Annotated in this window: 12 protein-coding genes; 6 read left to right on the plus strand and 6 right to left on the minus strand. The window is 51.8% G+C overall.

The window, feature by feature from the left end; genetic code table 11:
* Positions 1–16: 16 nt before the first annotated feature.
* The gene (locus ACAW87_RS18260; protein ID WP_370725078.1) at positions 17–319 is read right to left on the minus strand and encodes a HesB/IscA family protein; all 303 of its coding nucleotides are present in this window, start codon (positions 317–319) and stop codon (positions 17–19) included.
* A 63-nt stretch (positions 320–382) separates the two neighbouring features.
* Here ACAW87_RS18260 and ACAW87_RS18265 point away from each other — a divergent pair, with 63 nt between their 5' ends.
* Entirely contained in the window at positions 383–907 is a 525-nt protein-coding gene (locus tag ACAW87_RS18265; protein WP_370725079.1) for a DUF7935 family protein, read from the plus strand.
* A 7-nt stretch (positions 908–914) separates the two neighbouring features.
* Here ACAW87_RS18265 and ACAW87_RS18270 read toward each other — a convergent pair whose 3' ends face one another.
* Both ACAW87_RS18270 and mnmA read right to left on the minus strand, forming a co-directional pair.
* Positions 915–1,757, minus strand: coding sequence for a hydroxymethylglutaryl-CoA lyase (locus tag ACAW87_RS18270; RefSeq protein ID WP_370725080.1), 843 nt, complete (start codon positions 1,755–1,757; stop codon positions 915–917).
* Between the two features lie 108 nt (positions 1,758–1,865).
* Positions 1,866–2,990: a tRNA 2-thiouridine(34) synthase MnmA gene (mnmA, locus tag ACAW87_RS18275; protein ID WP_370725081.1), complete on the minus strand. Its 1,125-nt coding sequence runs from the start codon at positions 2,988–2,990 to the stop codon at positions 1,866–1,868.
* A gap of 194 nt (positions 2,991–3,184) precedes the next feature.
* Between mnmA and ACAW87_RS18280 the strand changes: the two genes are divergently transcribed.
* The 3 genes from ACAW87_RS18280 to ACAW87_RS18290 all read left to right on the plus strand — a co-directional run bounded on the left by ACAW87_RS18280 (position 3,185) and on the right by ACAW87_RS18290 (position 7,598).
* Positions 3,185–4,024 (plus strand): fumarylacetoacetate hydrolase family protein, encoded by an 840-nt coding sequence (locus ACAW87_RS18280; RefSeq protein WP_370725082.1) that lies wholly within the window; start codon positions 3,185–3,187, stop codon positions 4,022–4,024.
* Between the two features lie 113 nt (positions 4,025–4,137).
* On the plus strand, positions 4,138–5,664 hold the full coding sequence (locus ACAW87_RS18285) for an aldehyde dehydrogenase (NADP(+)) (protein WP_370725083.1): 1,527 nt from the start codon (positions 4,138–4,140) through the stop codon (positions 5,662–5,664).
* A 53-nt stretch (positions 5,665–5,717) separates the two neighbouring features.
* Positions 5,718–7,598, plus strand: a complete 1,881-nt coding sequence (locus tag ACAW87_RS18290; RefSeq protein ID WP_370725084.1) for a beta-N-acetylhexosaminidase — start codon at positions 5,718–5,720, stop codon at positions 7,596–7,598.
* Between the two features lie 62 nt (positions 7,599–7,660).
* Here ACAW87_RS18290 and ACAW87_RS18295 read toward each other — a convergent pair whose 3' ends face one another.
* Positions 7,661–9,838, minus strand: a complete 2,178-nt coding sequence (locus ACAW87_RS18295; RefSeq protein WP_370725085.1) for a beta-N-acetylhexosaminidase family protein — start codon at positions 9,836–9,838, stop codon at positions 7,661–7,663.
* 174 nt (positions 9,839–10,012) lie between these two features.
* Between ACAW87_RS18295 and ACAW87_RS18300 the strand changes: the two genes are divergently transcribed.
* Complete coding sequence (locus ACAW87_RS18300; RefSeq protein ID WP_370725086.1) at positions 10,013–10,879, plus strand: tetratricopeptide repeat protein; 867 nt, start codon at positions 10,013–10,015, stop codon at positions 10,877–10,879.
* A gap of 89 nt (positions 10,880–10,968) precedes the next feature.
* A complete protein-coding gene (locus ACAW87_RS18305; protein ID WP_370725087.1) occupies positions 10,969–11,589 on the plus strand; it encodes a beta/alpha barrel domain-containing protein in 621 nt (206 codons plus the stop codon).
* Positions 11,590–11,649: 60 nt separating this feature from the next.
* Here ACAW87_RS18305 and ACAW87_RS18310 read toward each other — a convergent pair whose 3' ends face one another.
* Positions 11,650–12,978, minus strand: coding sequence for a Gfo/Idh/MocA family protein (locus ACAW87_RS18310; RefSeq protein WP_370725088.1), 1,329 nt, complete (start codon positions 12,976–12,978; stop codon positions 11,650–11,652).
* Positions 12,979–12,992: 14 nt separating this feature from the next.
* A complete protein-coding gene (locus ACAW87_RS18315) occupies positions 12,993–13,991 on the minus strand; it encodes a sugar phosphate isomerase/epimerase family protein (RefSeq protein ID WP_370725089.1) in 999 nt (332 codons plus the stop codon).
* Positions 13,992–14,030: the final 39 nt, after the last annotated feature.

Raw genomic sequence — 14,030 nt, forward strand, 5'->3', positions numbered from 1 at the left:
TCCTAAAATCGTGCCACTATTTCGAATCGCCAACCCGATCAACAACAAACCCCCTTCCTTCGTCGGTCTGCTCAAACCCAATTGTAGCATCCAGGACGTACAATAAGTGCCTTTTGTCGATAATCACCCGCACGCCGTCTACCGCATACACTTCGTCGCCGGGGCCGGGCAGATCGAAGCCCAGTAGCCACGACGAACCACAACCACCTCCCTTCACACCGACTCGCAGCCCATACTCAGCCGGAATTTTTTGCGTTGTAAGCGTGTCAATAATTTGGGCACGCGCTTCGGGGCGAATGTGTACAGGTGCAAGCAGCATAACTAACAGATCGGCGAGTAAATGACTCAGCCAGTTTACTAATAACGACTAAACTACAAAAAAATGGCCGTCCTTAGCGACCTTATCAAACTTCTTGTCCCGGCAGCACTGGTTCTGTACGGTATGTATCTTACGGTAAAACTGCTTTTGGAGCGGGAAGCAGACCGGCATCGAAACGAAGTAAAACAGCAGTACAGCGCCAATGTAATCCCGATTCGGCTACAGGCCTATGAACGGATGGTGCTGTTTTTGGAACGCATTAGCCCCAACAATCTACTGTTACGCCTGGGCGGTTCGGCCGATTCGGCGCTTGAACTGCAACAACTGCTGCTCAGAGACATTCGCGACGAATACAACCATAACCTCTCGCAACAGGTATATATGAGCCAGAACGCCTGGGACCAGGTGCAGAACGCCATGAACGACGTAACCACACTGATCAATCAGGCCGGTGGCGAAATTCACCCCGATGCCCCAGCCATCAACCTATCGAAACAAATTTTTGAGCGCATCATTCAACGCGATCGTCAACCTACGGCCGATGCCCTGCGGGTAGTGAAAGAAGAAATTCAGACCATGTTTATGTAGGTGCTGCCTACATGATTTCGCGCGAAATAGCAATTGCTTCCGCAAAGGCGGCCCGATCAAGGCCAGTTTTAATGCCCATTTCGTCTAGCGTTGCCAAAATCGCTTCGGTGGGTAAATTGCCTGTCAGTGAATCAGCGGCCATTGGGCAACCGCCCAAACCGCCAATAGCTCCGTCGAGGCGGCGCACACCAGCCTGCACGGCTGCCCGCACTTTCGCCGGCGCTTCGCCGGGTAAGGCGTGCAGGTGCGCACCAAAAGCCTGAAACGGAAACGCATCAGAAAGTAACGTAAACAACGTGTCAATCGCTTTGGGTGTGGCTGAGCCAACCGTGTCTGACGGAACGATATGGCGAATGGCAAGGTCAACAAGCCGGTGGGTAAAATCGAGTACTAACTCAGGGCTGTATAAATCGCCGTAGGGATTGCCGAAACCCATCGACAGGTAAACGACCAGTTCTTTATCCGCTTCCTGACAAAGCCGTTGCATGGCTGCCACATCGACGAGCGCATCGTGAATTGATTTGTTGGTATTCCGCTGCTGAAACGTTTCGGACACAGACAAGGGAAAACCAACGTACCTGATGGCCTCGTGGCTAACGGCCTGCTCGGCACCCCGCTGATTGGCCACAATGGCCAGCAATTTGGTTGACGTATTAGTCAGGTCGAGACCAGCCAGCACGTTGGCCGTATCTGCCATCTGCGGTACTGCTCTAGGAGACACGAACGACCCAAAATCGAGCGTATCGAAACCAACCCGAAGCAGCGTATTGAGGTAGCGAATCTTGTCGGACGTCGGAATAAATCGCGTCAAACCCTGCATCGCATCGCGCGGACATTCAGTCAGGAGCATGATTTATAAATGAGTAAAAGAATGAATGAAAGAGTGGCTACAATACTAGACAAAGCGGTTAGCTGCATAGGCATCCCGTCACTCTTTCATTCATTCTTTCACTCTTTGTTATTGGTTGAAACTTTTCATGATCCAGCCGCCGCCTACAACGTCGTCGCCTTCATAGAAAACGGCGGCTTGCCCCGGTGCAATAGCTGATACGCCTTCGTCGAAAAGCACCTCGATCTGATCAACTCCGGTCTGCACCACGGTGGCCGACGTACCCGGATCTTTGTACCGCACTTTGGTTACGGTCTTCAGAGGCTCGCTGATGCTGGCATATTTTTGCAGGTTCAGCTTGCTCACCATCATGCCGTTGCGGTACAGGTCTTTGTCGAGGCCCAGAATTACTTCGTTAGTATCTTTCCGTATCTCGGTCACAAATACGGGATGCCCCAGGGCAATGCCCAGCCCTTTCCGTTGACCGATGGTATAAAACGGATAACCTTCGTGTTTGCCTACAACCTTCCCTGTACTCTCCATAACAAAATTTCCGCCTGCTACTTCAGCTTCCAGCGTGGGCACCCGGCGCTTCAAGAAACCCCGATAGTCATTGTCGGGTACAAAGCAGATTTCATACGACTCCGATTTAGTAACCAGTTCCATGAAACCCCGGTCGGTGGCCATCTGCCGAATCTCTGATTTTTTCAGATTACCCAGTGGCAGCTTGGTCCGTGCCAGACTTTCCTGCGACACGCCCCAGAGTACATACGACTGATCTTTCAGCGTATCCACGCCTTTCGAGATAACGTACCTGCCTTGTGCTGGTCCTTCGGCCTCAACTTGCCGAATGTGAGCGTAGTGGCCCGTTGCAATATGTTCGCAGTCGAGGCGGTCGGCGCGGCGGAGCAGGGCGTCCCACTTAATGTGCGTATTACAAAGTACACAGGGATTGGGAGTCCGGCCTTCCAGATATTCGCCCGTGAAGTGGTCGATCACGGCATCACCAAACTCGTTGCGGATGTCCAGGATGTAGTGGGGAAAGCCGAGGCTCACCGAAATATTGCGGGCGTCATTGATAGAGTCGAGGCTACAGCAGCCCGTCTCTTTTTTGGTTCCGCCCGACGAGGCGTAGTCCCAGGTTTTCATGGTCATACCAATGACCTCATACCCTTCTTCGTGCAGCATGACCGCCGCCAGTGAAGAATCGATTCCGCCGCTCATGGCGACCAGAATCCGTCCGTGTTTGCTCATAATATCTGACCGGATTCAAAGTCCGGCGATAGTGTTGGTTTGTCTGTTAGTTACCAGATCTGTGCTAACTGGTGTGAAATTAGCTAACGAACGCCAACGCGTGAATAGTTTCGATCAATCAGGTAATGAGTATGTCGACGTTGAGTGAGACCTTTGCCAATGAACTCATTCTAGTGCCTCATCACTTTTTAGCCATGAAAATTTACCGCATACCAAACGGAATTATACTCGAATCAGATGGTCAGATCAAGCAGATTAGCCAGACAAACTGGGATGAGTACATCAACCGTGATGGGCTATTCGAGGCTGCATCTGCTGATTTCAACAGTAGTCAGGCTATAGTACAAACGGCCGAATGGCTGGCAGAACAGTCTATTTTGCCGCCCATTCAAAGTCAGGAAGTGTGGGCGTCGGGGGTAACGTACCTGCGTAGCCGCAATGCCCGGATGGACGAATCGAAAGTGGCCGGTGGCGATACGTTTTATGATAAAGTGTACGACGCCGAGCGCCCCGAACTCTTCTTCAAAGCCTCGGCCCAACGAACGGTTGGGACCAATGATTCAGTACGAATTCGGCGCGATTCAACCTGGGACGTACCCGAGCCGGAACTGACGTTATTTATTACGGCAACTGGTAATATCGTGGGCTACACCGCCGGTAACGACATGAGTTCTCGAAGCATCGAAGGCGAAAATCCGCTGTATTTGCCGCAGGCCAAAAGCTACGATCGTTGTGCCAGCCTCGGTCCCTGCCTCTACGTACCCGGTCAACCCATCGCGCCCGAAACGCTGATCAGCCTGACTATTGAACGGGCGGGTGAGGTAGCTTTTGCGCAGCAAATTCAAATCAACCAGATGAAACGTACCCACACCGAACTGGTGTCGTTTCTATTCAGGGAGTGCAGTTTCCCTGAGGGCGTTTTTCTAATGACCGGCACCGGCATTGTTCCGCCTAATACCTTTACGCTTCAATCGGCTGATCGGATCACCATTACCATCGAGGGAATTGGTTCGTTGGTGAATTGGGTTGAATAAAAAGAAACGTTACTACGCTTTGCTGTCATTGTTTGTCATTCATTGTCATTTACGGTTGAAAGCAACTAATGACAAAGAATGACAAATAATGACTATAAATGACTTTAAAACATATGCAACTTACTGGAAAACAATTGATTGGTGGCGATTGGTCACGCGAGGGGAACGAGTTTTTCCACGGCTATACGCCTCAAAATAATCAGCCTACCGAGACTGCGTTTTATGAAGCAACCGGGGCCGAGATAGATCAGGCGGTTAAACTGGCCGACGAAGCGTTCTGGACATACCGAAAAACAACGGGCCAACAGCGGGCGGCTTTTCTGGAAGCCATTGCCGACGAAATACTGGCCCTGGGTACGCAACTGATCGAGTCGGCGGCACAAGAGTCAGCTTTGCCCATGGCGCGTATCGAAGGTGAGCGGGGGCGTACGGTAGGTCAACTGCGTCTTTTTGCTGATTTCGTTCGTAACGATACCTGGATCAATGTAATCAGTAGTCCGTTACAGGCTGTAAAACAGGCAAATGGGGAATCGGCTTTGTTGCATCAGATGCAGATTGCGCTGGGGCCGGTGGCCGTATTCGGAGCCAGCAACTTTCCGTTGGCGTTCTCGGTAGCGGGTGGCGATACGGTTTCGGCGTTGGCGGCGGGCTGTCCGGTCGTGTTCAAAGCTCACCCGGCTCATCCCGCCACCTGCGAACTGGTGGGTAAAGCCATTAGTCTGGCCCTCGAGAAAACAGGTTTGCCTGCGGGTGTTTTTTCGCTGTTGCAGGGCGCCACACACCGCGTTGGCGAAGCGCTGGTTCAGCATCCGCTCATCAAAGCAGTTGGTTTTACGGGTTCTTTCCGGGGCGGTAAAGCGCTGTATGATCTGGCCGTACGTCGTCCTGAGCCCATTCCTGTTTATGCCGAAATGGGCAGTACAAATCCCGTTTTTTTCCTGCCCGGTGCGCTTGAACAGAATAAAACGGCATTGGCTACCGGTTTTGCGGCCTCCGTTACGCAGGGTGTAGGGCAGTTTTGTACCAATCCCGGCCTTTTTGTGGTCGGTAACGGACATACCGATTTTACGGATGAACTCGATCGTCAGCTGGCGGCTATTTCGTGCGGGGCAATGCTCACCGAAGGAATCAAAGAAGCTTATCAGCAGGGGATTGGCCGGTTACGGGCCATTGCCGATACCCAATCGTCGACCAACTGGACGGGCGAAGGTGTACAGGCTCACCTGCTGATGACCACCGCCCAAAATGCACTGGCTTATCCAGAACTGGCAGAAGAGGTGTTTGGTCCGTCGACAGTAGGTGTGGTTGCCGAGTCGAAAGAAGAAATGATGGCATTTGCCCGAAATTTGCATGGGCATCTCACCGCTACCATTCACGGTACCGAAGCCGATTTGGTCGAGTATGCTGACCTGATCGAGGTGCTAAGCACTAAGGTGGGTCGGTTAGTATTCAACGGCTTCCCAACCGGCGTTGAAGTAAACCATGCCATGGTGCACGGTGGACCGTTCCCGGCCACGACCGATAGCCGTAGCTCGTCGGTAGGTACGTCGGCCATTTATCGCTTTACACGCCCCGTTTGTTTTCAGGCTTTCCCGACCTCAGCCCTGCCAGGTACGTTGCAAAACGTGATTGGTCAATAGTTTGGTAGTTAGTCTGTTTTGCGTTTGGTTGCACTTATTTCTGCCCTACTGCTATGCGTATACCCGTTCTCTTCGTTCTTTCGTTGCTGACTTCAGTTGTCTATGCGCAACAGCCTGTTCATCTCATTCCACAACCTGTTTCCGTAGAGGTGCAGGCTGGTCATTTTGTGCTGAACAAAGCCACGGTTATTACGTATAGCAAGCCGGCATCGGCTACGGTGGCAGCTATGCTGAGTCAAGATCTGGCAAAGCAGACCAGTTTCACCCTGGTTGACAAAGCGGCTACTGTTGCGCCCGCCAATGCCATTGCCCTGGTGTTGACAACAACGCCCGATACCAGACTGGGCAATGAAGGCTACCGGCTCACCAGTGAGCCAAAAGGCGTTGTTATCACAGCCAACAAACCGGCGGGCCTGTTCTATGGCGCTCAAACGCTCCTGCAATTGCTTCCAGTTGAACGCACCGGCCAAACGGCGATGAACGTACCTGCGGTAAAGATTACGGATTATCCTCGTTTTGGCTGGCGCGGTGTCATGCTCGACGTGAGCCGGTCGTTCTTTCCGAAGGCAGACGTGATGCGCTACATCGATGAACTGGCTCACCTTAAGATTAACACCCTACACTGGCACCTGACCGATGATAATGGCTGGCGTATTGAAATAAAATCATTGCCCCGCCTCACCAGTGTTGGGGCCTGGCGCGTACCACGCGATGGTCACTTTGGCGAAAGGCCTGACCCCAAGCCGGGCGAAGCAGCTACCTACGGTGGCTTTTATACGCAGGATGATGTACGTGAGATTGTGCGATATGCACAGGCGCGCAACATAACTATTGTGCCCGAGATAGACATACCTGGTCACAGCATGGCCATTCTGGCGGCCTACCCCGAACTGTCGTGTACCAAAGACACATCGGTGCGGGTAAATCCGGGTACGCAATTTGCCGAATGGTTTGGTGACGGTACGTTTAAAATGCTGATCGATAATACCTTGAACCCTTCCGACGAAGCTGTTTATTCGTTTCTCGATAAGGTATTCACCGAAGTGGCCGCCTTGTTTCCGGGTCAGTATATTCATGCTGGTGGCGATGAATGCTACCACGGATACTGGGCAAAAGATCCCGGTTGTCAGGCGCTGATGAAGAAAGAAGGCATGCAAAAAGTAGAAGAACTGCAGGGCTATTTCATGAAACGGGTTGAAAAGATCATCAACGCCAAGGGTAAAAAATTCATGGGCTGGGACGAAATTCTGGAAGGTGGTGTATCGCCCAGCGCAACGGTGATGAGCTGGCGTGGTATGAAGGGAGGTATTGAGGCGGCCAAAAACGGGCACGATGTGGTGATGACACCCAGTACGTTTGCTTACATCGACTACATGCAGAGCGACCCCACGCTGGAACCCCGGATTTACGCCAGCCTCCGCCTGAAAACCTGCTACAATTTTGAGCCCGTCCCCGCTGGTGTTGACTCAGCCCGGATTCTGGGCGGGCAGGGTAACCTCTGGACCGAGCAGATTCCCACCATGAGCCATGCCGAATACATGTCGTTCCCACGGGTTTGGGCGTTGTCTGAAGTATTCTGGACACCCCGAAACCGCCGCGATTGGGCAGGATTTACGCCCCGGCTCGAAGCCCAAATGGAGCGCGCCGAACGAGCCAATATTAACTACTCCCGGGCTGTATACGATCCAATTGTGACCACTACTCTGGCCGACAACAAGTTGACCGTCATGCTCGATACAGAGTTACCCGACACTGAAATTTATTATTCGATTGACGACACGATGCCGGGTCGATACAGCCTGCGCTATACACAGCCACTACCTATTCCCGACGGCAATGTGACATTGCGCGTGATTACGTATCGCGGAGGTAAACCGGCTGGTCGGCAACTGACGCTCAAACGGGATGAACTGGTGAAACGGGCGGCTAAGTGAGGGGTGAATTGGAGAAGAGTGAAGGGTGAATTGGAGAGGGGTGGAAGGTGGGCCCAGCTTTATTATTTTTTTGGGCTAAACTGTGTTTGCTCGGCCATCGTGATGTCCTGAACTACTTTGGGCCGTAAGATGGCCCAGTGAAACCGGAGCTGGTCATTTTGGGCGGGTGTGCCTCCTTTCTGTTCGCTGAGGTGAACCAGCGGCATATCATTGTAAATAGGCCGGGTAATCGTAATCACTTCGTCCCAGTATCGTAGGGCTGCTTTCAAATGCTTAACAGATTGCTGTTTCATCGTCGCGTTGCCAGTGGTGCGATACGTTTGCAGTGCAACGGCCCCACGCAACTTTTCGGCGAGGTGTAAGCCCAGATTCGCCCAGGCTTTCACATCAGCTACTTCGTAGTGCAACGACCGATTGGCCGACGTGTTAATGGGTTTAACCAGTAAAAGAGCCTTGCGACAGTCTGTTTCGAGCAGGGTTGCCAATTTGAGAGGCGTGATTTTGGTTGGGCTGATGGGGCTGCCTGTTGTAGTTAACCGTACATAATCACTCACCGATACGTAGTTGGAATCGAGGGTGGGCTGCGTAATCTGCTGACTGACGGAAATGTACGACACGTTTTTCTCGGCGTCGTGGGCCATCATGCCTTCACTGTAAAGCGAAAAGTCCCAGGTAAAATCGAAGGCCGAAGCCAGCCGTAGGGGTGTAGCCGATGCCAGGGTGTAGGCTTCGAGCAGGTGGTTGGCCGATGGTCCGTACCGGCGTACAAATTCGTTTTGAAACACCACGTCCGACGTACCTGGATTGTAGAGCAGCCGGCCCCAAATCTTGTAAAACAGCCATTGCCGCTCAAACGCATACCGCCAGTCGACTGGGCCACCGGGCGTGGTGAAGTAATCTTTAGCCGGAATGTAGGTTTCAGACCCTAAAAAATAGCCGCCCACGTAAGCCTGACTATTGGCGGCAATGTGCGCTCTGACAAAACTGGGTACGCCCCACCGCAGGCAGAAAAAATCTTCGTTTCGGGCGGTCCAGGTGATTTTGTACGACGTTGGCGTAGGGTTAAAATAGGTGTCGTATAGCTTGCCTCCGTGTACTTTTACGAGTGTTGGTGTTGAGTGGGCGTGCGACCAGTTATATTTCAAATCTGCCCAGACCGGACCTTCAATAAACGGTAAATCGCCTTCGCGCTCCACCGATTTTCGGGTTAGTTTTTCCGTGTCGACACTGGTAACGCCGAGCGAACCGGTAGTGCTCGAAAAAGGAATCCGATGAACCAACTTCGTTTTTCGATTTGCCAGCCGCATGCCTTCTATGATCGTGGCGGTCATCCAGTCTTCGCGTTGTTGCGGCGTCATTCCTCCCATGCCTTCACCCAGGGTCAGCCCAAAGCCCGTGAGGTCGGGGTATTCGTTCAGCACCTGCGTGACGCATTCCCGCGTGTAACGCTTGACAATGGCGGAGGTATCGCCATCCACGAAATGCTTGTGGTCCAGGTTGTTCAGGGCTGGGTTGGGGTTATAGGCTTTCGAGAATTCGGGACTGGTGAAGATGTTGAATGGAATCAGGTACGTGTCGATGGAACGTTCTTTGGCCATTCGGAACAGGCTTTTGAATAGCGTTTGCCATTCCGCCAGTTGCTGGTTGTTGAAGGGTGTGGCCGCCGGAAAATTCGTTGGCCTGATCATGAAGGTGTACGGGTGTAAATTCCACAAGCTTAGGGCATTGAACCGGTTTTTGACCATCATGTCCAGAAAAGCCTCCCAGTAAAGCGTATCCCGGCAGGTATCATAATGGAGGTCCAGGGCATAACTGTGGCGATAGGTATCCCATGGAAGGTCGAATTTGATGGCGCGTAGTGCATTGTGTGGGCGTTCGTTTCGAGCCTTTACCTGCTGAAGTGGAATCTTGTTTTGCAGGTCTTCAACCACCGAAAGGCATCCATATAGCAAGCCACGTGCATCACCACCTGTAATGACAATCTGATTGTTTTGTCGTGTCAGCGTGAATGCTTCTGCCCCAAGCGTAGCCACCACAGGAGCCAATCGAACGATAAAATCGCTTTTTCCGGCAGGCCCGACAATGGTGTACCGTTGGCTGTTAAGTGCCTTCGTCAGTTCGTTGATGGCGTACTTATGCTGTAGGGATTGATCGGCTTTCTCAATCAGTACACGTTGCGCCATACCGGGAAGGCAGCAACAAAAAAGGAGGAAGAGTAAGCTCAGGCGTGTTATGGACATGAATAGGAGGGGTGGAACTGGTTGGCTGTGATTTTCCAGCTAAATTGAAAAGGCACTGGATTGGTAGGTCTCCTGTATCTTTCCCGCCAAATAGTCCGCAGCTGACCATATCCTGTTTACCAGACACAAAATGGTTAGTAGCTTGTTGTTTGTATTGGCAATCTCCTCATTCTTATGCTCGAGTTACTCATTATAACCTCCGTGGTTGGCTATATCGTCTATTTACGCTACTATGCTGATCAGAAAAATAGCGCCGAGAAGCAAATGGAGCAACTCCATGAAGGAATTGAGCTTTACAAAAAAGATCAGTTTGCCGCGTCGCTGAGCTATTTTAACAAAGCGTTGAAAGAGCAGCCTAATCTGAGCGTCGCGTACCTGTATCGCGGCCGCATTTACTGTGCGCTCGACGATAAAGAAGCCGCGCTGAAAAGTCTGGAAGAAGGTAAAAGTTATGATAATACGATTGCCGATATTCATCTGGAAATTGGTCAGATACGCTACGACTATGGCGATTATCAAACGGCTTTTCAGGATTTCGATCAGGCCGTTTTTCATGGATCATCAGCCGAGGCGTATCATTGGCGGGGGGTAGCCCGGCAACAGATTAATCAGCCCGACGAAGCCGCCCTGGATTTTGCCAAAGCCGATGCTGTGCTAAAGGCACAAACAGAGCGGGGCAGACAAAAACCTGTTGTCGAAACGGCTTTTGTTAACCTAACGCTCCTGATCAATGGTGCATTTACGATAGCTAATGCGCTGTTGTTACTGTTTTTTATCAAGCAGGTGTCGGGCATTCACGGGCCTTTTTTGCAGGCGGCCTTTTCGGCAGGAGCGATTGGCTTCGCTGAGCCCCGTAAGGGCTGGATATTAGCGATTCTACAATCGGTCATACTGCTCGTAGGTTATTATGTGGTAGTTGGTCCGGCTGAGTCGAGTGTCGATCGTGAGATGGAAACATTTGGTATTTACGGTGCTGTGGCGCTCACGTTTATAGGCAGTTTCATGGGTGGCTATTTGAAGAGGGTACAGAAACGAGTCTGATTTTTTTAACCGGTTCTTGTTGATGGGGACGGAAGAACAGCCGAACTGTACTACTTTCGCCCCTCCCAAATCAACTACTCCAGGTACGTATGGCCCTTCTGACAACCGTTAAAATATCAAACGTGACTAACCTCAGCGATGCTCGCTATTGCGCGGGTATGGGCGTCGACTTACTGGGCTTTTCAATGGATAGTGCTAGCCCTGACTACGTTGACCCTGCCCGCTTTGCCGAAATGCGGGGTTGGGTAGCAGGTGTACAGATTGTCGGGGAAACAAGCAGTGCAGATCCCGAAGAAATTGAGCAACTCCTCGCCGATTACCAGCCCGATGTGTTACAGGTTGATGAAGTGGCCTGCTTGCCCTACCTCAGCACATTGGGTAAACCCCTCATACTTCGTGTCGATCTGGCAAGTGTGACGCTGGAACAACTCGATGCCGTTGCTGGCACGTCCCTGCCCGGTATTGATTACCTGTTGCTCGAAAATCAGTCGATCATTCATATCGATGAAGACCTCAAAGCTGCTCTGACGCAGGTGGCAACCCGTCATGTGGTGTTACTTGGTATTGGCTTCGAGGCACAAAACATTCAGGCGTTACTGGCCGAATTACCCATAGCCGGTATTGCGCTGACGGGTGGAAATGAAGAACGCCCCGGAAGTCGTGACTTCGGGGCGCTGATGGATATTCTGGAGATTATTGAAGTGGACTAAGAGTCTGGATAGTCGTTGAAATAAATAGCACTACTCTTTTCAACGACTTCCCAGACTTTTCTACACAATCACGATATCGTTTTTGCCTGCATCCCAGATAACACGTTTTCCAGTATGCAATGCCTTAGTAGCCATGATGTTAGCTACTGAGTGGTTAAAGCCTACGCGGGCGGGAGCATTGGGCTCTTTCCGGCTGCGCACACAGTCCATCCAGTTTTTCATGTGCATCGACGTCATCGGATCACCACCGGTATTGGCGCTGGTTTCAATCTTCGGGCCGGTGGCGAGTGTTTGCGAGGCGAGCAGGTTAGGCTGCATACCCATATCGCGGGCGTGATTGGCTTGTAAACCTCCTTCCGAGGTGATCTTGTTGGTGTCGAGGTTGATCATGCCACCGTTCGAGTAATAGTATTCTTTGGTGCCGCCTGCTTCGTTGTGCATCCGTGACGAGTACATCACCTGGAAACCTTTGGTTTTATCATTGTCGGGGCCGTAATCAAACACTGCCGTGAACGTATCGGCGTTTACACGACCATCTTTCCAGACATATACACCGCCGTTGGCCACTACCGACCGGGGGTGATCGAAGCCGCTGAACCAGTGAACCGTATCAATCTGGTGCGACATCCACTGACCGGGAATACCTGACGAATAGGGGTAAAAAAGACGGTATTCCAGGTATTTACGCGGATCCCAGGCTTCGGCGGGTCTGTTCAGTAAAAAGCGCTTCCAGTCGGTGTCTTCCTGACGAATCTCTGACACCAACTTGGGGCGGCGCCAGCGACCGGGCTGATTGACGTTCCAGGTCATTTCAACCATCGATACATCGCCGAATTTACCCGAGCGGATATAGTCATTTGCCGCGTGGTAGTTGGGAGCTGAACGACGCTGTGAACCTACCTGAACAATTTTCTTCGATTTTTCAACGGCTTTCAACGCTTTGCGCGCATCCTCCATCGACTCGGCAAATGGCTTTTCAACGTACACGTCCCGCCCCGACTCTACGGCATCGGCGCAGTGAATGGCGTGCTGGAAATCGGCGGTACTGATAATTACCGCGTCGATGTCTTTCCGGTCAAGGAGTTCGTCATTGTTGCGGCACATGGCGAAGTTGTTGGCGTCGGCCCAGCCTTTGCCGGTCAGAAATGATTTGGCTTCGTCGCGGCGGCGGTTCCAGAGATCAGATACTCCTACGAACGAGAAGTTCATTTCTTTGGAATGGTCCATGAATGCCGGCGCCAGCGACTGACGGAACCGGTCTGAGAAACCAATTACGCCGACCCGAACCCGCTCATTCGAGCCCAGAATTCGCCCGTAGCTGCTGGCCGAGAAGCTCATGCCTAAGCCAGCTAAAGCCGATGTTTTCAAAAAGTCACGTCTGTTATGCATAAGTTATTCCTTGTTTAAAGCGGAAACTTCAGGGTTTGAGTAATGTAATCTTTGTTGGTTTGGGCGCATTGCAGTGCGGTACGCCCCGGATCAGGTACGCCGTCTAACTCGACAATTCCCCATCCATTGAACTTAATGGTTTTCAGAGCCTTAAATACAGCAGGTACGTTCACGTTTCCCCGACCAAGTTCCACAAACTTGTAGGCGTTGCCCGGCCGGTCGGGTACAGGCGACATGGTGTCTTTCAGGTGCAGTGAATGAATGATATCGCTGTATTGCACTACGGCTTTTTCGGGTTGGCCGCCGCCTTGCTGAAAATGAGCAATGTCGAGTAGTAACCGTACGGCTTTGGGGTTCATGGCCTGCACAATAACGTCTACTTCGGCTGGTGTTTCGCCCAACTGATGCATGTGGTTGTGATAGACTGCCTGCACGCCTAAATCAGCGGTTTGCTTGCCTATTTCGTTCATTACTGTAGCCAGCCGTTTCAACTCCTCGGTGGTTGGAAGCCGATCTTTGGGCCGGGCCGAGTTGGTTAGTTGAATGGCCGAACCACCGAGGGCTTTCACGAAACTGGCGTGCGCCACATGCTGATCAACGGTGCTTTGGAATTTTGCCGGATCGATCTCCACATTCCCGCTCGAAAACATAGCTAGCTGCAAGCCATTCTGATCGAGTAGCGCTTTCAGTTCAGAGGGTTTAGCCCGATAAGGACCAAATGCATTGGCCCGTAGTTGAATACCCTTGAAGCCGGTTGAGGAAATATCGGTAATAGCCTGAGCATCGTTACCGCCCCAGGTAATAGCCGAGTAAGCAATACGAAGTCCTGATTTAGGCGGAGAGCCGGCCAGGCTGGCAGAGCCGGTAGCCAGAACCAGTGCCGATGCACCGGCCGCCTGTAGAAACTGTCGACGGCTGAGGCTAACCTGCTCGTCGGTGTCAGAAAGAACCAGACGCTCACGTGTATGAGCGCCCTGACGGGTTAGCAGTGAATGGAATAGCTGATGCTTCATGTAGAGCCAAAGTAGCAATACAAGGCTTTCTACTAAACA

The sequence above is a fragment of the Fibrella aquatica genome (assembly GCF_041321135.1).
Classification (GTDB): Bacteria; Bacteroidota; Bacteroidia; order Cytophagales; family Spirosomataceae; genus Fibrella; species Fibrella aquatica.

Excerpts from the sequence above, each read along its gene's own strand:
- ACAW87_RS18260 (WP_370725078.1), bottom strand. The coding sequence starts at position 319 with ATGCTGCTTGCACCTGTACACATTCGCCCCGAAGCGCGTGCCCAAATT.
- ACAW87_RS18265 (WP_370725079.1), top strand. The coding sequence starts at position 383 with ATGGCCGTCCTTAGCGACCTTATCAAACTTCTTGTCCCGGCAGCACTG.
- ACAW87_RS18270 (WP_370725080.1), bottom strand. The coding sequence starts at position 1,757 with ATGCTCCTGACTGAATGTCCGCGCGATGCGATGCAGGGTTTGACGCGA.
- mnmA (WP_370725081.1), bottom strand. The coding sequence starts at position 2,990 with ATGAGCAAACACGGACGGATTCTGGTCGCCATGAGCGGCGGAATCGAT.
- ACAW87_RS18280 (WP_370725082.1), top strand. The coding sequence starts at position 3,185 with ATGAAAATTTACCGCATACCAAACGGAATTATACTCGAATCAGATGGT.
- ACAW87_RS18285 (WP_370725083.1), top strand. The coding sequence starts at position 4,138 with ATGCAACTTACTGGAAAACAATTGATTGGTGGCGATTGGTCACGCGAG.
- ACAW87_RS18290 (WP_370725084.1), top strand. The coding sequence starts at position 5,718 with ATGCGTATACCCGTTCTCTTCGTTCTTTCGTTGCTGACTTCAGTTGTC.
- ACAW87_RS18295 (WP_370725085.1), bottom strand. The coding sequence starts at position 9,838 with ATGTCCATAACACGCCTGAGCTTACTCTTCCTCCTTTTTTGTTGCTGC.
- ACAW87_RS18300 (WP_370725086.1), top strand. The coding sequence starts at position 10,013 with ATGCTCGAGTTACTCATTATAACCTCCGTGGTTGGCTATATCGTCTAT.
- ACAW87_RS18305 (WP_370725087.1), top strand. The coding sequence starts at position 10,969 with ATGGCCCTTCTGACAACCGTTAAAATATCAAACGTGACTAACCTCAGC.
- ACAW87_RS18310 (WP_370725088.1), bottom strand. The coding sequence starts at position 12,978 with ATGCATAACAGACGTGACTTTTTGAAAACATCGGCTTTAGCTGGCTTA.
- ACAW87_RS18315 (WP_370725089.1), bottom strand. The coding sequence starts at position 13,991 with ATGAAGCATCAGCTATTCCATTCACTGCTAACCCGTCAGGGCGCTCAT.